This window comes from Rhizobium sp. SG741, from assembly GCF_012275435.1.
GTDB classification, from domain to species: Bacteria; Pseudomonadota; Alphaproteobacteria; order Rhizobiales; family Rhizobiaceae; genus Rhizobium; species Rhizobium lusitanum.
Genome location: NZ_JAAZQP010000007.1, coordinates 125,688 through 145,539, shown reverse-complemented (window position 1 = coordinate 145,539; position 19,852 = coordinate 125,688). Strand labels below are relative to the sequence as shown.

Here is a 19,852-nt window from a genome sequence, read left to right as displayed (position 1 = left end):
CAGCAATCCCCGAATAACTTTTTCCCATATTGCTTCCGGTGAACCCGAAAAGCACTCTCCATCAAAGTTTTTTTTCCGCCGGCTGCACTGCGCCGTCATTCGACGCCAAGGGCTTTGCGCCCTCCCGCGGGTAGAATGTGTAGGACAGTGTCAGCGCGTTGATCGTCTTGGTTTCCGCAGCCTTGGTGATTTCAGGATCGACGTAGAAGACCACCGGCATCTCGCGCTTTTCCCCGGGCGCGAGATCTGTTTCATTGAAGCAGAAGCATTGGACCTTGTTGAAATAGACACCGGCTTCGAGCGGCGTGACATTGAAGATCGCCTGGCCGCGTTCCACCTTGTCGGACTTGTTTTCCACCAGGAACTTGACCTCGATCGTCTCGCCGATCTTCGGATTCACCGATTTTTGCGCCGGCTTGAAATCCCAGGGCAGGCCGGGCGCGACATTGGCGTCGAAGGAAACCTGGATCGACTTGTCGAGAATGACGCTGGATACCTGTTCCGTACGCTGCGTGGTGCCGTTGTAGCCCGTAACCTGGCAAAACATGCGATAAAGCGGCACGGCGGCGGCACACATGGCGCTCATGCCGATGACGAAGCTCAGGCACATGGCAACGACCAGCCCGTTGTTACGGGTGCCGGTTCTTGCGCTCTTCGTGACCTCCTCCTCCATCATCCCTCCTCAACCGTGTCCGGTGCCGACCTTGATGATGGTGATCGTGTAGAACAGGATCACCAGGCCGGCCAGTACCAGGCCGAGCGCGATATTGCGCCCTCGCCGCGATTTCTTCTGTGCTTCGGTCAATTTGACGAGGTCGATCATAGCCAGCCTCCGCCGCCGCTCGACATCAACACGGCAATGAGCCGGTCGATCAGCAGCGCGGAAAAGATCGCAAAGAGATAGATGATGGAAAAGCCGAAGAGCTTCTTTGCCGGAACCATCTTCTTGTCGCCATCGGCCATGCGCCAGACGGCGATGGAACAGTGCACGAAGATCGCGCCCAGCACCGCGGCGACGACGCCGTAACCCAGGCTCGCAAAGCCCATGAAAGCCGGTACCACACCCACGATAGCGGTCAGCACGGCATAGACGACGATCTGCTTCTTGGTCGTGGGGATACCAGCGACGTTCGGCAGCATCGGGACACCGACGGCCTCGTAGTCGCCCATCTTGAACAGGGCCAGCGCCCAGAAATGCGCCGGCGTCCAGAGAAAGATGATGAGGAAGAGCACGATGCTCTCGATCGACACACTACCGGTGACGCAGGCCCAGCCGATAACAGGCGGGAAGGCGCCGGCGGCGCCGCCGATGACGATATTCTGCGGTGTCGAACGCTTCAGCCACATCGTGTAGATGACGGCGTAGAAGAAAATCGTGAAAGCGAGTATTCCGGCGGAGAGCCAGTTGACGGCAAGACCGAGGATCACCACCGAAAAACCTGACAGCACGAGGCCGAACGCCAGCGCTTCGGAGGCCCTGATGCGGCCCGAGGGTATCGGCCGGCGCGCGGTGCGGCTCATCACCGCGTCGATATCGGCATCATACCACATGTTCAAGGCGCCGGATGCGCCGGCACCCACGGCTATGCAAAGAATGGCGATGAAACCGAGAATCGGATTGATATGACCGGGAGCCAGCACCAGGCCGGTAAAGGCGGTGAAGACGACCAGCGACATGACCCGCGGCTTCAGAAGCTCGAAATAATCGCGTGCACTCGCTTCCGACAAGCCGGTTTCGCCTTTCTTTGCGAGCGCTTCGTGATTGTCGATGACCGTCATTCTCTCTTCCAATTGTCAGTTGAGCCGGACGCCGCTCATCACGGCGTCCGGAAACAGGCTTACTTGATGCGCGGCAACTCTTCCCACTGGTGGTGCGGCGGCGGCGACGATAGCTGCCACTCGAGCGTGGTTGCACCCTCACCCCAGGGATTGTTGCCTGCAACGCGCTTCTTCACGAATGCATCTATAACGCCCCAGAAGAAGAAGCAAACGCCTACCGCTGCGACATAGGAGCCGATGGAGGACACGAAGTTCCACCCCGCATAAGCATCCGGATAGTCGATGTAGCGGCGCGGCATGCCCGCGCGGCCGAGGAAGTGCTGCGGGAAGAACACCATGTTCACACCGACAAAGGTGATCCAGAAGTGCCAGTTGCCGATCCGCTCGTTGTACATGTAGCCGGTCATCTTCGGGAACCAGTAGTACCAGGCGGCGAAGATCGCAAAGACCGCGCCGAGCGACAGCACGTAGTGGAAGTGTGCCACAACAAAGTAGGTCGCGTGCAATTCGCGGTCGAGGCCGGCATTGGCGAGCTGAACGCCGGTGACGCCGCCGAGCGTGAACAGGAAGATGAAGCCGAGCGCCCAGATCATCGGCGTGCGGAACTCGATGGAGCCGCCCCACATCGTCGCGATCCACGAAAAGACCTTCACGCCGGTCGGCACCGCGATGACCATCGTCGCGAACACGAAATAGCGCTGCGTGTCGAGCGACAGGCCGGTCACGTACATGTGGTGAGCCCAGACGACGAAGCCGACCGCGCCGATCGCAACCATGGCATACGCCATGCCGAGATAACCGAAGATCGGCTTGCGCGAGAAGGTGGAGATGATGTGGCTGATCATGCCGAAGCCGGGCAGGATCAGGATGTAGACTTCCGGATGGCCGAAGAACCAGAAGAGGTGCTGATAAAGCAGCGGGTCGCCGCCGCCTTCCGGCGCAAAGAACGTCGTGCCGAAGTTGCGGTCGGTCAGCAGCATGGTGATGGCGCCGGCAAGAACGGGCAGCGACAGGAGCAGCAGGAAGGCAGTGACCAGCACCGACCAGGCAAACAGCGGCATCTTGTGCAGCGTCATGCCCGGGGCGCGCATGTTGAGGATCGTCGTGATGAAGTTGATCGCGCCGAGGATCGACGAGGCGCCGGCAAGATGCAGCGCGAAGATCACCAGATCGATCGCTGGGCCCGGATGGCCGACGGTACCCGACAACGGTACATACATCGTCCAGCCGGCGCCCGCGCCGTAAGCACCCGCGGGACCCTCGACGAACATCGAAAGAATGAGCAGCAGGAAGGCCGGAACGATGAGCCAGAAGGAGATGTTGTTCAGGCGCGGAAACGCCATGTCAGGCGCGCCGATCATGATCGGCACCATCCAGTTGGCAAAGCCGCCGATCATCGCCGGCATGACCATGAAGAAGATCATGATCAGCGCGTGGGCTGTCACGAAGACGTTGTACATCTGCTTGCCGCCGTCGATGGCGGCATCGCCCGAATAGCCATAGACCATGGACGCCAGACCGCTGAAGATCTGAATGCCGGGCTCCTGCAATTCCATGCGGATGGCAACGGACAGCAGGAAGCCGATCACACCCGCGAAAATCGCGAAGATCAGATAGAGCGTGCCGATGTCCTTGTGATTCGTCGAATACAGCCAGCGCTCGGCAAAGCTTGGCGTGTGAGCGTGATGATCGTCATGCGCATGGGCGTCCTGAAGATCGTGCGAATGATCGTCGTGTGCCGTGGATCCAGCCATTGTCCCTACCCCTCCTTATTTCGCCGTGTTTTCAGCGACCTTGACGGTTGCCGGTTGGTCGACGGCGGCCATCAGAGCCTTGTTCGCCTTGCTCAGATCAGTTGCAGCGGAAGCCATCCACTGCTTGTACTGATCGTCGGAGACGACACGGATGGCGATCGGCATGAAAGAGTGATCCTTGCCGCAGAGCTCGGAACACTGGCCGTAAAACAGGCCTTCGCGGTCAGCTTTGAACCAGGTCTCGTTCAGACGGCCAGGAATAGCGTCGATCCTGATGCCGAAGGCAGGCATGGCGAAGGAATGGATGACATCGGTCGGCGCGGCAGTGACGAGAACACGGACGTTCTTGCCGATCGGCACCACCATCTCGTTATCGACGGCAAGGAGCCGAGGATATTTCGACTTGTCTTCCTTGCCGGCGGCCGCCCGATCCGGCTCCTTCAACATGAACGAATCGAAGGCGAGCGGCGTGGTGCCGCTGTTCTCGTATTCATAGTTCCACTGCCACTGCGTCGCCGTCGCCTTGACGGTCACGTCCGTCTGCTCCGGGAAAGTCAGCTGGTCAGTGAGAAGGTTGAAGGAAGGAATGGCCAGGAACAGAAGGACGAGGACAGGACCTATGGTCCAGGCGACCTCGACCAGCGTGTTGTGACTCGTCCTGGAGGGCACCGGGTTTTTGGAAGCCCGGAATTTCACGATAACGACGACCAGAAGGACGAGAACAAGCAGCGTGATCGGGATGATAAACCAAAGCGTGTACGCCTCAAACCAGCGGATTTGATGCATATTGCCGGTCGCCGCCTCCTGCATACCGGTTTCCCAAGGTCTCGGCTGATCGGCATAACTGCCTGTCGCGAAAAGCAGACAGATCAGAGCCGTCAGAGCCGCGTAAGCTCTCTTAATCACGATGTCTCTCCCTCCAGCGTTTGATCCCAGATCAACCTCAAACGCAGTATCCCTACAGTCTATTGCGCTTCAAACCACAGTTTGGGGTACTCCGCAACAACTCCCGCCATTTGTTAGTGCGGCATTTTTGCGCGAATATGCCGTCCCCTTTTGCCAGCCGGACATGGCAAGCATTTCATCATCATACGAAAAATTGCATCGCGGTCCATGGCGTCACACGGACAAAATGGAGTACACGTCGTATTTCCGCCGTAGTCGATTGGAATCCAGCACGCGGGGCTTTTCATTTGCCAGCCTGGGCTTCAACAATATCGGCACTGATTCGAATCTAGAGGTTTCCATGGGTTTTCGTTCCCTTGCCCGGCTTTGGCTTGTTACCGGCAGCATTGCGGCATCGATCGCTGTGCCTGCATGGGCGCAGCAGGCACAACAGACTCAGCCGGCGCAGCAGACCCAACAGCTGCAGCCCCAGCAACAGGGCCAGCCGCAGCCCCATACGCAGCAAGTTCCGACCAGCCAGGTTCCACAACCTCCGGGCACGGTGCGCTCGAGCCACGGGGCCTGGTCCGTCGTCTGCGACAAGCCAGCGGGTGCTTCTGCCGAGCAGTGCGCCCTGATGCAGAACGTGATCGCAGAGGATCGCCCGGAGATCGGCCTTTCCGTCGTGGTCCTGAAGACCGCTGATCGCAAGTCAAAGATCCTGCGCGTGCTCGCGCCGCTCGGCGTACTTTTGCCGAACGGCCTCGGCCTCAATATCGACGGCAAGGATATCGGTCGCGCCTATTTCGTGCGCTGCTTTGCCGACGGCTGCTATGCGGAAGTCGTGCTTGAAGACGAATTGCTGAAGACGCTGCGCAGCGGCGCCACCGCGACCTTCATCGTCTTCCAGTCGCCGGAGGAAGGCATCGGCATTCCGGTCGATCTGAAGGGCTTTGCAGAAGGCTACGACGCCCTTCCCTGAGGGGATGGGCTTGCTCTTGCGCCATGCGAAGCCTACATCGGCTCTGAACGGAGCACCTGACCCATGAATACCGATCTCCTTACTCTTTTCGATGCCGATGAAACCAAGCTGCGCGGCATCGTCGCCGAGGCGCTTTCAGGCGCCGATGACGGCGAGCTCTTCGTCGAGCATGTCCAGGCGGAATCGCTGACATTCGACAATGGACGGATGAAGGGCGGCAGCTTCAACACAGAACAGGGCTTCGGCCTGCGCGCCGTTGCCGGCGAGGCGGTCGGATACGCCCATGCGGGCGATCTCTCCGAAGCTGCGCTGAAGCGGGCCGCCGATGCCGTGCGCGCCGTCACGGCGGGTTACGCCGGCTCCTATGCGGCCGCGCCGCAGCGCACCAACAAGGTGCTCTACAGCGACGAGAATCCGATCGGCGCGCCGACATTCGAGGATAAGGCGAAGCTGCTTCAGCAGATCGACAGCTATCTGCGCGACAAGGACGGCAAGGTGCGCCAGGTGACGGCATCCATCGCCGCAAGCTGGCAGGTGGTCGACATTCTGCGCGCCGACGGCCATCGCGTGCGCGATATCAGGCCGATGACGCGCATCAATATCTCCGTCGTCGTGGGTGACGGCGACCGGCAGGAGTCCGGTTCCTTCGGCACGGGCGGCCGTATCGGTTTCGGTGATTTCATCACGCAGGACAACTGGCGCCACGGCGCCGACGAGGCACTGCGCCAGGCACTCGTCAATCTGGAGGCGATCGATGCGCCTGCCGGCACGATGGATGTCGTGCTCGGATCCGGCTGGCCGGGTGTCATGCTGCATGAAGCCGTCGGTCACGGGCTGGAAGGCGATTTCAACCGCAAGAAAACATCGGCCTTTGCCGGACTGCTGGGTCAGATGGTCGCCGCACCGGGTGTCACCGTCGTCGACGACGGTACGATCGAAAGCCGCCGTGGCTCGATCACGGTAGACGACGAAGGCACGCCCTCGGCCTATAACGTGCTGATCGAGAACGGCAAGCTGGTCGGCTACATGCAGGATCGGCAGAACGCCCGCCTGATGGGCATGAAGGCGACGGGCAACGGTCGTCGGCAGGGCTATGCCCACACGCCGATGCCGCGCATGACCAACACCTATATGCTCGGCGGAGACAAGACGCCCGAAGAGATCATCGCCTCGGTGAAGAAGGGCGTCTACGCCGTTTCCTTCGGCGGCGGCCAGGTGGATATCACATCAGGCAAGTTCGTCTTCGGCTGCACCGAGGCCTATCTGATCGAGAACGGCAAGGTCGGCGCGCCGATCAAGGGCGCCATGCTGATCGGCAACGGCCCCGACGCCATGAAGCGCGTCTCGATGATCGGCAACGACATGAAGCTAGATACCGGCATCGGCAATTGCGGCAAGGGCGGCCAATGGGTTCCCGTCGGCGTGGGCCAGCCACATCTGAGGATGGATCAGGTGACGGTGGGCGGCACGAAGGCCTAGAGCGGTAACGCGTTTCACGGAATCGCCTGACCGCTCTATGCTATTGTTTCACGCAATTCCGGACGGAAAACCGCTACGCACTTTTCCTGGAATTGCTCTAGACCGCCCCTCACCCTCAATCTCCACGAGGGCGAAAGCACCACTTGCGCTCGACTGCGGCAGCGAGATCGAGGCCATTTCGATGCGCGAAAAGCAGGACATGGCCGAGCAGATCGGCCGTTTCATCCGCGAGCGCCATCGCCAGCTGCTCGTCGCTCATGCCCCTGCGTCGCCCGCGGCCTGTCGTCTTATTCCAGATCTGCGTGAGTTCGCCCATCTCCTCCTGAAGTTTCAGGACGAACCAGTCGTCGTCGCGCTCAAGGCCATTGTCGGCGGCATAGGTCGCGGAGGCTGTTTCGAATTGCTGGATCAGTTCGGATAGCATCGATATCGTTCCCTTTATGTTCCAGCCATCAATGAACGATTCCATCAAAAAAGTCGAGCCGGCGGATTTTTTTGCCCTGCCGGCTCGACTTTTCGAACTATCGCTATGCTCAGCCCTTGTTCGGAAGCAGCATGCAATCGAAATCCTTGCGCTTCAGCGCAGCGCAGGCCGAGCTTGCATCGTCACGGGTGGAGAAGCCGACGAAGCGGGCGCGATAGACCGTGTTGCCGCCCTTGCCGAATGCCTCCGTATAGGGCGAGGCGTTGGCGAGGGCATTGCCAGTCCTAGACTTCGCCTCGGACAGAATATCCTTGGCGGCCTGTGCGCTTGGGGTGGCGGCGATCTGCACCTGCCAGCCGCCGGTCGCAGCGGGCTTGCCGGCACTCATGATTTCGTCCATCGCGACGGGACGATCCATCGGCACGGTGACGTTCGACGTGGCGGCATATGCCAGCGGAGCGACCGGAGCGACCTCCAGACGCTTACGCGTCGTGGCGGTGGTCTGCGCGTCGATATCCACGGCGACGTTGTCGGACGCCGATGCCACTTCGACCTGCTTCGTCCTGATGTTGCCGATGCTGGCAACGAGCCGCGATGTCGAAACCGGGCTCGCCTTCGGCACGTTGCGATCGAGCAGCGACGCCATCAGGGCATCTCGGCTACGCGCTGTCGCGCCGCCCATGACGACGCCGATCACACGACGGTTGCCGTCACGCACGGCGCTGACGATGTTGAAGCCGGAGGCGTTGGTGTAGCCGGTCTTGATGCCGTCCATGCCCTCGTAACGATACATGAGGTTATTATGGCCGCGAACGTATCGGCCACGATAGTTGAAGCTTGCCTGCGAGAAGAGCCGGTATTCCTGGGGGTAGTTGTTGATGAGGGCGACGGCAAGCGTCGACATATCGCGGGCGGTCGTCACCTGCTGCATGTTCGGAAGGCCAGAAGCATTCATGAAAACGGTGCGGCGCATGCCGAGTTCGCGTGCCTTCTGCGTCATCAGCCGGGCAACGCCGCTTTCGCTGCCGCCAAGAGCTTCGCCCATCGCAGCGGCGGCGTCATTGGCTGACTTGATGATCATGCCGTCGACGGCTTCGCGGACGGTGACCGTGCCGCCGGGCTTCAAGCCGAGTTTGGTCGGGGGCTTGGACGCGGCGGCGCTCGATACGGGGATCCTGGTGTTCCAGCTCAGCTTGCCGCGATGGATCGCCTCGAAGGTCAGGTACAGCGTCATCATCTTGGTCAGCGATGCAGGATGGTTGAGATCATCGGCATTGCTCGATGCAAGGACCTTGCCGGTCTTCGCATCCATGATGAAATAGGCACTGCCGGCGAAGCTCGCCGCAGGAGCGCTCAACAGCAAGACGGCCGCCGACAGGGCCATCAAAAGTCTTTTCATAATTGTCCCCAACCGAATGAATGCCAACACACCGCATCAATCCCTGTATGATTTTGCGACAAAAAACCTGATATCGGTGCGATATTGAGGCAATAGCCTCGATAATTCCTCAATTTTGTCTTTCCTGGTAAAATAACTGTTAACGCATTGGAAATATGGCAAAGATTCAGCAAGACTTAACGGAGGATGCGCTACAGCCTTGACATTCGTCAACCGGGTCAAGCCGCATGGAACCAGGCATCAAGGTCCGCCTCAAGCGCACGATGATCTCCGGCGGGCTGGAAGCCGCCGCAATTCTTAAAGGCGCAGGCCTAATGCGAGACGTTGCCGGCATGGGCGTCATATTCACCCTGCATCACGTTCGCCCCGCCCTCCCCCGCCGCTTCGCCCCCAATGCACATCTCGAGGTTTCGCCCGATTTTCTCGACCGCACGATCGTCCGGTTGAAGCAGGATGGCTATGATTTCATTGCCCTTGATGCGCTGCCGGAGCGCGTGGCGAACGCTCATGGCAAACCGCCCTTCGTCGCCTTCACGCTCGACGACGGCAATCGCGACAATCTCGATCATGCCCTGCCGATCTTCGCCCGCCACCACACGCCGTTCACCGTTTTCGTTGCCCAGGGGCTTTCAGAGCGGACTCATAGCCTTTGGTGGGAAACGCTGGCTGAGCTGCTTGGCCGGCTGGATCGGCTGACCTTCGATTTCGGCGCCGGTGAGGAATTTCTGCCGCTCGGCAAGGAGAGCCAGCGATACGCCGCCTTTGCGCGCTTCGCTGCCTTCGTTCATGACAGCGACGAAAGCGAGGCCATCGCCCGGATCGATCACATTGCGCGAAAGAAGGGACTGGAGCCGCTCGACATCGTGAGCGCGTCGATCATGGACCGGACGGAGTTGAGGCATCTCGCCCATCATCCATTGGCTTCGCTCGGCGCGCATACGGTGAGCCACCGGGCACTGGCCAGGCTGCCCGAAGCGGAGGCTGCTGTCGAAATGGCGCTCTCGGCCGATTATGTGGCCGATATTACGGGACGGCGGCCGATGGCGATCGCCTATCCCTATGGCACGGCCCAGGCGGTCTCGCCGCGCGAAGGCAGGCTTGCCGCGGAGCTCGGCTTCTCGGTCGGCGTCACGACACGCCCCGGAACAATTACAGCAAACGCCAATGCCCTCACGCTTTTGCCGAGATTATCCCTGAACGGTCATTACCAGAAGGCGCGCTATGCCGCGGCGCTCGCCTCCGGCATCCCCCTGCGGCTGATGGGTCGCCGGGAAACGGCGTAGGCCCGCCGGACAACGGCGTAGGCCCGCCGGACAACGGCGTAGGCCTCACGGATACATCCGCACCTTTTGCCACGCGCCTTCCGGCACGTCACGGCGAAATTCGATTCGATCGTGCAGGCGGAATTGGCGATCGTGCCAGAATTCGATCGACAGCGGCCGAATACGGAAGCCGGACCAATAGGGCGGGCGTGGAATGTCGCCTATGACATAACGGGCCGTATATTCCGCAACGGCCTTTTCCAGCGCAAACCGACTCTCCAGAGGGCGAGACTGCTTCGAAGCCCAGGCGCCGATGCGGCTGCCGCGCGCCCTCGTCTTGTAATACTCATCTGCCTCCTTGTCGCTCACCACTTCAACCAATCCGCGCAGGCGCACCTGCCGGCGCAGCGATTTCCAGTGGAAACACATGGCTGCTTTCTTTTGGGAAAGAATTTCTTGACCTTTCTGGCTTTCGAAATTCGTATAGAATACGAATCCGTCGCTATCGAAACCCTTTAAAAGGACCATGCGGACATTTGGCAATCCATCCCCATCCACCGTCGCCAGGGCAACCGCATTCGGATCATTTGGCTCTGTGGTCTCTGCTTCGTGCAGCCAGGCCGCGAAAAGAGTGAAAGGCTCGTTCTGTTCGGTGAAGTCACCGCTTGTTAACTCGTTTTCCGACATATTAGTTCAAATGCTCCGCAATTCCTAAAAATCGCCAGCCTCTCAGGCAGGCCAAGATATCCGGGTGGAAGTCATAGCAAAGTCGACCGTTCATACAAAGCGCAAGCTTGCAAAAGGCGTGACGACGGCTGTCGCCCTTGTCTCCTTTTTCACCCTTGGCGGCTGCGTCGGCGGCGGCATGGACTATCTGAGCTCGGCCAAGGTCGACCGCAGCGTATCGACGGGCACGGTCCCGACTGCTCCGGTGACCACCGACAGCATCTCCGACGAAGCCACCGTGCGCAACGCCGTGACCTCTGCGGATCTTCACAAGCTTAACGGACAACCCATTCCCTGGGCGAATGCCTCCACCGGCAGCGCCGGCGTCATCGGCACGATCGTCGAGAGCAATGCCGCGGGTCTTGTCTGCCGCCAGTTTCGCACCACCCGCCATTCCTATGACGGCATCGCCAATTTCTCCGGCCGGACCTGCCTCATCGGTCAGGGCGAATGGCAGTTGCTGAGCTTTCAACAGGCCGGCTGACCGCAGCCCCTCCCTTTTTCCGGCTCGCGAAGAGACCTGGCGGAACAATGCGCTCCGCATCCAATCCCATATCTGGCAGCGATCGTTAGTAATTGGCTAACCATCCCCGAAGATGCAGGGCGCCACCCACTGTCCGGCGTAACGCCTGATTAGCAACTATTCCCGCAGGATCAGCTCGTACGCGCATCGACCTTGCCCCCTTCGGGGACGCGAGAAAACGAGGTGCGATCGTTGTGTTTTTGTTTCGGGGTGCCGCCGTGGGGCCAGGCACACCCATAAGACGGTGGCTACAGGAATGCGCGATCCTTACAAGATACTGGGCGTAAAAAGAGATGCCGAGGCGGGCGAAATCAAGGCAGCCTGGCGAAATCTCGCAAAGACCGCCCATCCCGATCACAATATGGGTGATCCGACGGCAACGGAGCGTTTCGCCGAAATCGGCCGCGCCTATGAAACGTTGAAGGATCCGCAAAAGCGCAGCCGCTACGATCAAGTCGCCCGTATGGCCGAAGCGAAGGGCCAGACCGCGGAGCAGACCATCATTCAACAGCGACAGGCTGCCCGTGAAGCCGCGGAACGTGCCAGGGTTGCCCGCGCCAATGCCGAAAGGGTGATGGAGGAGCTTGCCCGCGCAAACGCCCGCAAGGCAGCGGCAGCCGCCGCTTCGGGACAACAGGCCGGCACAGGCGAGGCGCCGGAAGATATGGTCGAGCGGATCTTCGGCGTGAAAGCCGGCCGCGCGCAGCAGGACCAGGCTGCATCCGAGATGAGCGCGCAACAGGCAGAGAAGCAGCGCGAGCCGAACGCGGCCGCGATGGAAGAACAGCGGGCGGAAGAGGAGCAGCTGGCAACGGGGACCGCCTCTGTCGGAGCGCGCTCCCCCTTCCGCATTCTCGGTTCCATCGTGCGTCGCTTCACGGGCAGCGTGCCGGACAAGGCGCCCGAAAAGACCCCGGAGGTCGCGGCCGAAGCGACAGTAACGCTCGACGACATGCTGAAGGGGCGATGGATCACCGTTCCGCTATCCGATGGTCGCGAGGCGCGCTTTCAGGCGACGACGGATATCGGTAACGGCCAGGTGCTTCATCTGAAGGGACAGGGATTGAAGCTTCAGGGGATGCTGCGTGGCGATGTGGCGGTCACCGTCCATCTCTCCACTGACGCGCGTTTCACACTCAACGGCCATGACGTCCGCACGACGCTGCCGGTTACCATCGAAAATGCAGTGCTCGGTTGCGAGACGACAGTCGAAGGGTTGAGCGGGCCGGTCAAGCTCACGGTGCCTGCCTGGTCCGGTTCGGATCAGATTATCCGAGTCCACGGCGAGGGATTACCGGACGGAAATGGCGGAAATGGCGATCTCGTCGTGGAATTGCGACTGATGCTGTGGGAAAAACCGGATGATAAGATTACCGATTTGATGCGCAGCATGCGGGAAGGTCTTTTCCTGTGAAATTTTGGTGAAAACAGCACCCTTTGTTACGATCCCTAACAGTTGATGATCCTGACGATGCTTGAACAGGGGGACGGCCTATGCCATAGGCAGGATCATTCGAAAGTTCAAGGGAGCAGAATATGGCTCAAACCACTGGCCTCATGGCAGGCAAGCGCGGCGTCATCCTCGGCGTAGCAAACAACCGTTCGATAGCGTGGGGTATTGCCAAAGCCTGTTCGGAAGCCGGAGCCGAAATCGCATTGACATGGCAGGGCGATGCCTTGAAGAAGCGCGTCGAGCCGTTGGCTCAGGAGCTGGGCGCCTTCATGGCCGGCCATTGCGACGTTACCGAGCCCGCGACGATCGACGCCGTCATCGACGCGCTGGAAGCGAAATGGGGCAAGATCGATTTCGTCGTGCACGCCATCGCCTTCTCCGACAAGGATGAGCTGACCGGCCGTTACCTCGATACCAGCCGCGATAACTTCACGCGGACGATGGACATCTCCGTCTATTCCTTCACCGCCGTAGCCCAGCGCGCCGAGCGAATCATGAATGATGGCGGCTCGATGATCACCCTGACCTATTATGGTGCAGAGAAGGTCATGCCGCATTACAACGTCATGGGTGTCGCCAAGGCTGCTCTGGAAGCAAGCGTGCGCTATCTCGCCGTCGATCTCGGCGGCCGCGGCATTCGCGTCAACGCGATTTCGGCAGGCCCGATCAAGACGCTCGCTGCTTCCGGCATCGGTGATTTCCGCTATATTCTGAAGTGGAATGAATACAACGCGCCGCTGAAGCGGACTGTCACGATCGACGAAGTCGGCAACTCCGCTCTCTATCTCCTGTCCGACCTGTCGACAGCCGTTACCGGCGAAATCCATCATGTCGATTCCGGCTACCACACGATCGGCATGAAGTCCGTGGACGCGCCCGACATTTCCGTCCAGAAGGACTGATCAACAGGAAATCTGACCGTGCCGCCCATCCTCTATGTGATCCGACACGGTCAGACCGACTGGAATGCCGAGCGCCGCCTGCAGGGTCAGAAGGACATCGACCTCAACGCCATCGGCCGAGAACAGGCGCGGCAGAACGGCATCGACCTTCGCGAAATCCTCGCATTCGAAAACAAGCCGTTCGATTTCGTCGCAAGCCCGTTGCGGCGCACCCGCGAGACCATGGAGATCGCGCGGGAGGCCATGGGCCTGCCGCCCAAGGATTATGGCACCGACGAACGGCTGGTCGAGGTGTCCTTCGGCGCCTGGGAAGGCTTCACCCTTAGGGAATTGAAGGCTGCCGAACCCGAGCGCCTTGCCGAGCGCAAGGCCGGCAAATGGGATTTCATCCCGCCCGGCGAAGATGCGGAAAGCTATGAAATCCTTTCCTGGCGTGTCGGCTCCTGGCTGACCTCGGTCGAACGGCCGACCGTCTGCGTCACGCATGGCGGCGTCATCCGCACATTGTTCCGTCTGGTCGGCGATGTCGCAAAGGAAGAGGCAGCGGAAATTCCGATCCACCAGGACCAGATTCTGAAGGTCGATCCGCACATGAAGATCATCGGCTGGATCTGAGGCAGCCCCGGAAAAGTACGCGGCAGCTTTCTTCCAGACCTCGATAAAACAACACGTCAACACAGCCGGTGACACGGTTCACGAGCCGCCAGTTGTCCGGCGGCATCAATATTTACTGAACGATGTCGAGATCGTTGACGACGCGTTTGCCGTCGACCTCAGTGTAGAAGACAACAACCTTCACGCCGGCCTTCAGACCGTTGAAATCGAAATCCTCCGGCACCTGATAGTTCTTGCCATCGTCCAGCGTAATGTTGAAATTCTTCGTATCGACCTTCTTGATCGTGGACTCGACGTCAGCGCTTTCGGCAAAGGCCGCGACGGGAGCAAGCAGGCTTGCCGTGGCCAAAAGCGTCGCTACAAAAAAGCGCATGGTCGTTACCCTTTATACGTCAATTCGATTTTGATTTGTTATGCAGCCTAAAAAACACTTCGAATATGGCGGAAGTTGCCCACAACGGTGACTTTGCTTGCCCAATTGATAAATGCATTGTCACAATCCACAGCACGGCTTAATCCTTGTTTACCATACCGAAGAGGCGATGACGGAGGGTGGAGACCGGCACTGCGCCATCGCGGAAAGAAAGATTTTGTCTTACCGGCTTTTTGTCCTATGAGTGTGCCGCAATCGCAAGAGACAAGACGCGGCCTGCCCGGCAGACCGCACCAATCCGGTCGTTTTTCATGTCGCACAATACATTCGGTCATCTTTTCCGCGTCACTACCTGGGGCGAAAGCCATGGGCCGGCGCTCGGCTGCATCGTCGACGGCTGCCCTCCCGGCCTTCGCTTCAGGCTCGAGGACATTCAGGTCTGGCTCGACAAACGCAAGCCCGGCCAATCGCGCTTCGTGACGCAGCGGCGCGAGGACGATCTCGTCAAGGTGCTGTCCGGAGTGATGATGGACGAGGACGGCGAAACGATGATCTCGACGGGCACGCCGATTTCGATGCTGATCGAGAATACCGACCAGCGCTCGAAGGATTATGGCGAGATCGCGCGCCGCTATCGCCCCGGCCATGCCGATTATACTTATGACATCAAATATGGCATTCGCGACTATCGCGGCGGTGGCCGCTCGTCTGCCCGCGAGACGGCAGCGCGGGTTGCCGCGGGCGGCATCGCCCGCCTCGTCGTGCCCGGCGTCACAATCCGCGGCGCGCTGGTGCAGATCGGCAAGCACAAGATCAACCGTGCCAACTGGGATTGGGCGCAGGTGGACCAGAACCCGTTCTTCGCACCGGATCCTGCGATCGTGCCGGTATGGGAGGAATATCTCGACGGCATCCGCAAGGCCGGTTCCTCGGTGGGCGCCGTCGTGGAAGTCGTGGCCGAAGGTGTGCCGGCGGGCCTCGGCGCGCCGATCTATGGCAAGCTCGACCAGGATATCGCCTCGCTGCTGATGTCGATCAATGCCGTCAAGGGCGTCGAGATCGGCGAAGGCTTCGCATCTGCCGAACTGACGGGCGAGGAAAACGCCGACGAAATGCGCATGGGCAACGACGGCAACCGCATCTTCCTGTCCAACCATGCCGGCGGCATTCTGGGCGGCATTTCCACCGGTGAGCCGGTTGTCGCCCGCTTCGCCATCAAGCCGACGTCCTCGATCCTGACGGAACGCCGATCGATCGATGCTGATGGCAACAATGTCGACGTGCGCACCAAGGGGCGGCATGATCCATGCGTCGGCATTCGCGCCGTGCCGATCGGCGAGGCAATGGTTGCCTGCGCCGTTGCCGATCATTATCTGAGAGATCGCGGCCAGACGGGCCGGCAGAGATAGGGATTTCTTGATGCCTTACGACCAGAAGCGCGTTGTCGATGCCATCCGGGCTTTTGAAGCCGGCGAAATCGTCGTCGTCATGGACGACAACGACCGCGAGAACGAGGGCGACCTGATCGTCGCGGCGGTTCATTGCACGCCGGAAAAGATGGCCTTCATCGTTCGCCATACATCCGGCATCGTCTGTACGCCCATGCCGCGCGAGGAGGCCAAGCGCCTGAACCTCAATGCCATGGTGGCGGAAAACGATTCCGCCCATACGACCGCTTTCACCGTTTCCGTCGACTTCAAGCACGGCACGACAACGGGTATTTCCGCCGACGACCGGACGCTGACCGTGCGCAACCTCGCCAATCCGAATGTCGGCCCGACCGATTTCGTCCGCCCCGGCCATATTTTCCCGCTCGTCGCCCGCGAAGGCGGCGTGCTGATGCGCTCGGGCCACACGGAAGCCGCGGTCGATCTCTGCAAGCTCGCCGGCCTGCCGCCGATCGGCGTCATCAGCGAACTCGTCAATGACGACGGCACGGTGACGCGCGGCCCGCAGGTGGTCAGCTTCGCCGAACAGCACGAGCTGAAGATGGTCTCCGTCGCCGATCTCATCGCCTATCGCCAGCGCAAGGAAACGCTGATCGAGCTCGGCACCAGCTTCGATATCGACACGCCATTCGGCAAGGCGCGCGCGCATACCTATTCGCTGCCCTGGGACACGATGCAGCATCTCGCCGTCGTCTTCGGAGACATCCGCGACGGCATCGACATTCCGGTGCGCCTGCATCCCGAGAGTGTTGCCGAGGATATTTTCGGCAAGCGCCGTCCCGTCGATTTCTACATGAAGAAGATCGCAGAAGAAGGCCGCGGCATCATCGTCTATCTGCGCGAAGGTTCCGTGGGCGTTGGCCATTTCGACAATGGCCGCAAAGCGCGACAGGCCGAGCGTGAAAGCCATGCCGAGGCGCAGGCGCGCGAAAGCGAATGGCTGGAAATCGGTCTCGGCGCGCAGATCCTCAAGGATCTCGGCGTCAGCTCCATCAAGCTGCTGACCAGCCGCGAACGGCACTATGTCGGCCTCGAAGGCTTCGGCATCAAGATCGCCAAGACGGAGATTTGCTGAGAGGTTGATCTCGCCCGCGAATGGGCGAGACAGCGCGATCGTTCCTGGCGAAGCCTGTACGAGGTCTATAGCCGTTGAAGCTGACCTGTTACGATGAAGGGTTGGAGCTAACGATTGCCGGGTTGCCGCCGATCTGGTTGCACGGTGGTATCATGATCGTTGCGTTCTTCATCACTTTTCCCCTGTGGAGCAGGTTTAGCGCAACGGGATTCATCGCCGCAGGCCTCGTGGCCGTAGGCATCATCCTTTCGATCCTGGCTCATGAGCTCGGCCATTCTCTTACGGCGCGGTATCTCGGTTTTACCCCAACGCTAATCCGCCTGCATGCAGGCGGTGGTCAAGCTATTTTGGAAACCGAGGGGAGCACCCATATTCAGCGGCGTTTGATTACGATCGCGGGGCCCATTATCAATCTCGTGCTCGGGCTCGTGCTTTTGTTGGCCTATCATACCGCTATCCAGAATTCCCTCAGTCCTGTTGCGCCAAGTCCAGAGGCACCTTGGTTTCGGCCCCCACCCACTGCCGTTCCACCGCTTTTCACAGCGTTGCTTTGGCTTGGCGTGTTAAATCTTGTCTGGTGTGGCGTGAATCTTTTGCCGGCATTTCCGCTTGACGGTGGGAATCTGCTGTATGAGGCACTCGAAGCGCGTTACGGCTCTTACCGCGCATTGTTTTGGACAGGATTGCTTGGGACAGCTTTCGCCATCGCTGCAAAGATCATTTTCATAATCGGCATTTTGACGGGGCTTGTGATCTGGTCACCGCCTTATCTCAAACCGAATTTGCAGGCACTACGAGCGTCGCGCCAACATCGACCAGCAACGTGAGCAAAAGCCGACCAACCGCACGCGGCACGCAGTTCTGACGGATAAAATCAGTCTCGCGGCCGCAGCGACGAGAAATCTCGATCGAGCAGGCCCATCATGATGTCATCGTGCCAACTGCCGTTGACATAGGCCGTCTCCCGCTCCCGTCCTTCGACAATAAAGCCGCACTTTTCATAGGCGCGGATGGCGCGTTTGTTGTAGGCGAGCACGCGTATTCCGATACGATGCAGCCCCATTTCACCAAAAGCATGGCGCAGCAGAACGGTGATCGCTTCGGTGCCGAAGCCTTTGCCTAGCAAGGCTGGATTGTTGATACCGATCGCCATCGTCGCGCGCCTGTCTTGGCGATTGACGTTGTCCAATCTGATTTCACCGGCGAAGACGCCATTGATTTCGATGATCCACGCATGGGGATGATCGATAAGCCATTGCAGCCACGCGGTCGCGCCTTCCTGGGTGATCGGCTTCACGTCGCCGCTGTTCACGCCGTACATCCCCGCTATCTCGGCATGATTGCCGAGAGCAACACGCACATCTGCATCATCAGCACATGGCGGGCGGAGCCTGATATTGCGGCCCTCAAGAATTGGTGCCAAGTATCCCTCCCTTTTCATAGGCCCCTCCACCTAACCCTCCCCTTGGGGGGGAGGGTTAGGTGGAGTTATTTGCGCCCGCTGCCAGAGCTAACCAACTGTCAGCCCAACCAGCGCGTTCCGCGCGACCTCCCCCCTCAAGGGGGAGGTGGTTAGCCCCGCCAGCCCTCGAGAAAAACGACCTTCTCGACGCCGGTGAAACGGGCGACACGCTCTAGCTCCGCTTCCAACCTCTCAAGCCGGCCAGCAGAGGGTTTGACGCCCGGTTCCAGCCACAAGCGCTTGACGTCCAATGTACCCACCTTGCGGTCGGCCTTCATGTCGATGCGGCCGATGAGCCGGTCGCCCTCCAGCAGAGGGAAAACATAGTAGCCATATTCGCGCTTGGGCTCCGGTACGAAAATCTCGATGCGGTAGAAGAAACCGAAGAGGCGTTCGGTGCGGTTGCGGTCGCGCAGCACCGGGTCGAAGGGACTGAGCACGCGGATACGCGCCGGCGCTTCCGGATAACTGTCGAGCATGGCATGGAAGTCGGTGAACGCGAAGGAGGGGCGTGGCTTCCCGCCAATGGCCGGTTCGATCAGCATTTCCGTCAGTTCGTCGCGATGTGTCTCCACCCATGTCTTAGCTTCCTGCGGCGTCACCAGATCCCAGAAGGCAGCGATTTCGCCTGAGGTGGCAAAGCCCAGGCGCTGCAAAGCGCTGCGGCAAGCCCATTCGACGAATTCCTCATGATCGACCTCCGGTGTATGGATGTGATCCGGCAAGACGCGCTCGACCAGATCGTAGACCTTCTGGAAATTCGTGCGGCCGGCGATCGCGAATTTGCCGGTACGCCAGAAATATTCGAGCGCGGTCTTGTTCGGATGCCAATTCCACCAGCCGCCCGAGACATGGCCCTCCGCCTTGATCTCACGCGCCATGATGGCGCCGTTCTTCAGCACACGCTCGTAGGTCTCTTCAAAAGCAGACTCGAAACCCTCGCCGCGCCATTTGCGCCACCGCTCGACGAGCGCCAACTCCTCGCGGCGGAACCGGTGCTTCCAATAAACGAAGAAAGCGCTCGGCAGGATCGAGGCATCGTGCGTCCAGTGTTCGAACAGCGCACCGTCCTTTTCCAGCAGCTCGGTCAGATGTTCGCGTCGATAGGTCTGATTGCGCGAGAACAGGATCTGGTGATGCGCCCGCTCGACGGTACCAATACTGTCCACCTGCACGAAGCCGATATCGTGGATGAGCTGCAGCAACCCCGCCTTGGTCAAGGCGCGGTTTGGCGGATTGGCAAGCCCCTGCTTGGCAAGGAAGACGCGGCGAGCGTCGCGATTCGAAAGCAGATTCGTCATGGAGCGATCA

21 protein-coding genes are annotated in these 19,852 nt (G+C 60.0%); 10 read left to right on the top strand and 11 right to left on the bottom strand.

Annotated elements, in window-relative coordinates; genetic code table 11:
* Positions 1–61: 61 nt before the first annotated feature.
* From FHT29_RS19115 to coxB, 5 genes are read right to left on the bottom strand one after another with little or no spacing between them, the layout of a single operon-like run.
* The gene (locus FHT29_RS19115; RefSeq protein ID WP_047638921.1) at positions 62–673 is read right to left on the bottom strand and encodes a cytochrome c oxidase assembly protein; all 612 of its coding nucleotides are present in this window, start codon (positions 671–673) and stop codon (positions 62–64) included.
* Positions 674–682: 9 nt separating this feature from the next.
* Positions 683–823, bottom strand: a complete 141-nt coding sequence (locus tag FHT29_RS19110) for a hypothetical protein (RefSeq protein ID WP_037198606.1) — start codon at positions 821–823, stop codon at positions 683–685.
* The gene (locus FHT29_RS19105) at positions 820–1,779 is read right to left on the bottom strand and encodes a heme o synthase (protein ID WP_092572932.1); all 960 of its coding nucleotides are present in this window, start codon (positions 1,777–1,779) and stop codon (positions 820–822) included. Before FHT29_RS19105 ends, FHT29_RS19110 begins: the two co-directional genes overlap by 4 nt.
* Positions 1,780–1,838: 59 nt before the next feature.
* Entirely contained in the window at positions 1,839–3,533 is a 1,695-nt protein-coding gene (gene ctaD, locus FHT29_RS19100) for a cytochrome c oxidase subunit I (protein ID WP_037198602.1), read from the bottom strand.
* A gap of 15 nt (positions 3,534–3,548) precedes the next feature.
* Positions 3,549–4,439, bottom strand: coding sequence for a cytochrome c oxidase subunit II (coxB, locus tag FHT29_RS19095; protein ID WP_037198600.1), 891 nt, complete (start codon positions 4,437–4,439; stop codon positions 3,549–3,551).
* 340 nt (positions 4,440–4,779) lie between these two features.
* On the opposite strand from coxB, the gene FHT29_RS19090 reads away from it, so the two are divergent.
* Together FHT29_RS19090 and tldD are read left to right on the top strand one after the other, a co-directional pair.
* A complete protein-coding gene (locus FHT29_RS19090; RefSeq protein ID WP_037198632.1) occupies positions 4,780–5,400 on the top strand; it encodes an invasion associated locus B family protein in 621 nt (206 codons plus the stop codon).
* Positions 5,401–5,463: 63 nt separating this feature from the next.
* Positions 5,464–6,879, top strand: coding sequence for a metalloprotease TldD (gene tldD, locus FHT29_RS19085; RefSeq protein WP_037198596.1), 1,416 nt, complete (start codon positions 5,464–5,466; stop codon positions 6,877–6,879).
* A gap of 115 nt (positions 6,880–6,994) precedes the next feature.
* Here tldD and FHT29_RS19080 read toward each other — a convergent pair whose 3' ends face one another.
* Positions 6,995–7,303, bottom strand: coding sequence for a pyrophosphatase (locus tag FHT29_RS19080; RefSeq protein WP_168600024.1), 309 nt, complete (start codon positions 7,301–7,303; stop codon positions 6,995–6,997).
* 109 nt (positions 7,304–7,412) lie between these two features.
* The gene (locus FHT29_RS19075) at positions 7,413–8,702 is read right to left on the bottom strand and encodes a D-alanyl-D-alanine carboxypeptidase (RefSeq protein WP_037198594.1); all 1,290 of its coding nucleotides are present in this window, start codon (positions 8,700–8,702) and stop codon (positions 7,413–7,415) included.
* 227 nt (positions 8,703–8,929) lie between these two features.
* On the opposite strand from FHT29_RS19075, the gene FHT29_RS19070 reads away from it, so the two are divergent.
* Positions 8,930–9,985 carry a polysaccharide deacetylase family protein gene (locus FHT29_RS19070; protein ID WP_037198593.1) on the top strand — a complete coding sequence of 352 codons (1,056 nt, stop codon included), beginning with the start codon at positions 8,930–8,932 and terminating at the stop codon, positions 9,983–9,985.
* Between the two features lie 45 nt (positions 9,986–10,030).
* Here the strand turns inward: FHT29_RS19070 and pdxH are convergent, their stop codons facing one another.
* Positions 10,031–10,651, bottom strand: coding sequence for a pyridoxamine 5'-phosphate oxidase (pdxH, locus tag FHT29_RS19065; RefSeq protein WP_168600023.1), 621 nt, complete (start codon positions 10,649–10,651; stop codon positions 10,031–10,033).
* A gap of 118 nt (positions 10,652–10,769) precedes the next feature.
* Between pdxH and FHT29_RS19060 the strand changes: the two genes are divergently transcribed.
* The 4 genes from FHT29_RS19060 (at position 10,770) to FHT29_RS19045 (ending at position 14,183) form a co-directional block, all read left to right on the top strand.
* Positions 10,770–11,174 (top strand): RT0821/Lpp0805 family surface protein, encoded by a 405-nt coding sequence (locus FHT29_RS19060; protein WP_245297432.1) that lies wholly within the window; start codon positions 10,770–10,772, stop codon positions 11,172–11,174.
* A gap of 295 nt (positions 11,175–11,469) precedes the next feature.
* The gene (locus FHT29_RS19055) at positions 11,470–12,627 is read left to right on the top strand and encodes a DnaJ domain-containing protein (RefSeq protein ID WP_037198588.1); all 1,158 of its coding nucleotides are present in this window, start codon (positions 11,470–11,472) and stop codon (positions 12,625–12,627) included.
* Between the two features lie 122 nt (positions 12,628–12,749).
* Positions 12,750–13,568: an enoyl-ACP reductase FabI gene (fabI, locus tag FHT29_RS19050; protein ID WP_037198586.1), complete on the top strand. Its 819-nt coding sequence runs from the start codon at positions 12,750–12,752 to the stop codon at positions 13,566–13,568.
* An 18-nt stretch (positions 13,569–13,586) separates the two neighbouring features.
* Positions 13,587–14,183 carry a histidine phosphatase family protein gene (locus FHT29_RS19045; RefSeq protein WP_168600022.1) on the top strand — a complete coding sequence of 199 codons (597 nt, stop codon included), beginning with the start codon at positions 13,587–13,589 and terminating at the stop codon, positions 14,181–14,183.
* Between the two features lie 112 nt (positions 14,184–14,295).
* Here FHT29_RS19045 and FHT29_RS19040 read toward each other — a convergent pair whose 3' ends face one another.
* Entirely contained in the window at positions 14,296–14,556 is a 261-nt protein-coding gene (locus FHT29_RS19040; RefSeq protein WP_037198584.1) for a DUF1344 domain-containing protein, read from the bottom strand.
* A 311-nt stretch (positions 14,557–14,867) separates the two neighbouring features.
* Here FHT29_RS19040 and aroC point away from each other — a divergent pair, with 311 nt between their 5' ends.
* The 3 genes from aroC (at position 14,868) to FHT29_RS19025 (ending at position 17,906) form a co-directional block, all read left to right on the top strand.
* Positions 14,868–15,965, top strand: coding sequence for a chorismate synthase (aroC, locus tag FHT29_RS19035; protein WP_037198582.1), 1,098 nt, complete (start codon positions 14,868–14,870; stop codon positions 15,963–15,965).
* A 10-nt stretch (positions 15,966–15,975) separates the two neighbouring features.
* Positions 15,976–17,079, top strand: a complete 1,104-nt coding sequence (gene ribB, locus FHT29_RS19030; protein ID WP_037198581.1) for a 3,4-dihydroxy-2-butanone-4-phosphate synthase — start codon at positions 15,976–15,978, stop codon at positions 17,077–17,079.
* A gap of 74 nt (positions 17,080–17,153) precedes the next feature.
* A complete protein-coding gene (locus FHT29_RS19025; RefSeq protein WP_168600021.1) occupies positions 17,154–17,906 on the top strand; it encodes a site-2 protease family protein in 753 nt (250 codons plus the stop codon).
* A gap of 47 nt (positions 17,907–17,953) precedes the next feature.
* Here FHT29_RS19025 and FHT29_RS19020 read toward each other — a convergent pair whose 3' ends face one another.
* Complete coding sequence (locus FHT29_RS19020; RefSeq protein WP_168597037.1) at positions 17,954–18,520, bottom strand: GNAT family protein; 567 nt, start codon at positions 18,518–18,520, stop codon at positions 17,954–17,956.
* 131 nt (positions 18,521–18,651) lie between these two features.
* Positions 18,652–19,842 (bottom strand): winged helix-turn-helix domain-containing protein, encoded by a 1,191-nt coding sequence (locus FHT29_RS19015; RefSeq protein ID WP_168600020.1) that lies wholly within the window; start codon positions 19,840–19,842, stop codon positions 18,652–18,654.
* Positions 19,843–19,852 lie beyond the last annotated feature (10 nt).

Coding starts and splice junctions, on each gene's coding strand:
- FHT29_RS19115 (WP_047638921.1), bottom strand. CDS start 673: ATGGAGGAGGAGGTCACGAAGAGCGCAAGAACCGGCACCCGTAACAAC.
- FHT29_RS19110 (WP_037198606.1), bottom strand. CDS start 823: ATGATCGACCTCGTCAAATTGACCGAAGCACAGAAGAAATCGCGGCGA.
- FHT29_RS19105 (WP_092572932.1), bottom strand. CDS start 1,779: ATGACGGTCATCGACAATCACGAAGCGCTCGCAAAGAAAGGCGAAACC.
- ctaD (WP_037198602.1), bottom strand. CDS start 3,533: ATGGCTGGATCCACGGCACACGACGATCATTCGCACGATCTTCAGGAC.
- FHT29_RS19090 (WP_037198632.1), top strand. CDS start 4,780: ATGGGTTTTCGTTCCCTTGCCCGGCTTTGGCTTGTTACCGGCAGCATT.
- tldD (WP_037198596.1), top strand. CDS start 5,464: ATGAATACCGATCTCCTTACTCTTTTCGATGCCGATGAAACCAAGCTG.
- FHT29_RS19080 (WP_168600024.1), bottom strand. CDS start 7,303: ATGCTATCCGAACTGATCCAGCAATTCGAAACAGCCTCCGCGACCTAT.
- FHT29_RS19075 (WP_037198594.1), bottom strand. CDS start 8,702: ATGAAAAGACTTTTGATGGCCCTGTCGGCGGCCGTCTTGCTGTTGAGC.
- FHT29_RS19070 (WP_037198593.1), top strand. CDS start 8,930: ATGGAACCAGGCATCAAGGTCCGCCTCAAGCGCACGATGATCTCCGGC.
- pdxH (WP_168600023.1), bottom strand. CDS start 10,651: ATGTCGGAAAACGAGTTAACAAGCGGTGACTTCACCGAACAGAACGAG.
- FHT29_RS19055 (WP_037198588.1), top strand. CDS start 11,470: ATGCGCGATCCTTACAAGATACTGGGCGTAAAAAGAGATGCCGAGGCG.
- fabI (WP_037198586.1), top strand. CDS start 12,750: ATGGCTCAAACCACTGGCCTCATGGCAGGCAAGCGCGGCGTCATCCTC.
- FHT29_RS19040 (WP_037198584.1), bottom strand. CDS start 14,556: ATGCGCTTTTTTGTAGCGACGCTTTTGGCCACGGCAAGCCTGCTTGCT.
- aroC (WP_037198582.1), top strand. CDS start 14,868: ATGTCGCACAATACATTCGGTCATCTTTTCCGCGTCACTACCTGGGGC.
- ribB (WP_037198581.1), top strand. CDS start 15,976: ATGCCTTACGACCAGAAGCGCGTTGTCGATGCCATCCGGGCTTTTGAA.
- FHT29_RS19020 (WP_168597037.1), bottom strand. CDS start 18,520: ATGAAAAGGGAGGGATACTTGGCACCAATTCTTGAGGGCCGCAATATC.
- FHT29_RS19015 (WP_168600020.1), bottom strand. CDS start 19,842: ATGACGAATCTGCTTTCGAATCGCGACGCTCGCCGCGTCTTCCTTGCC.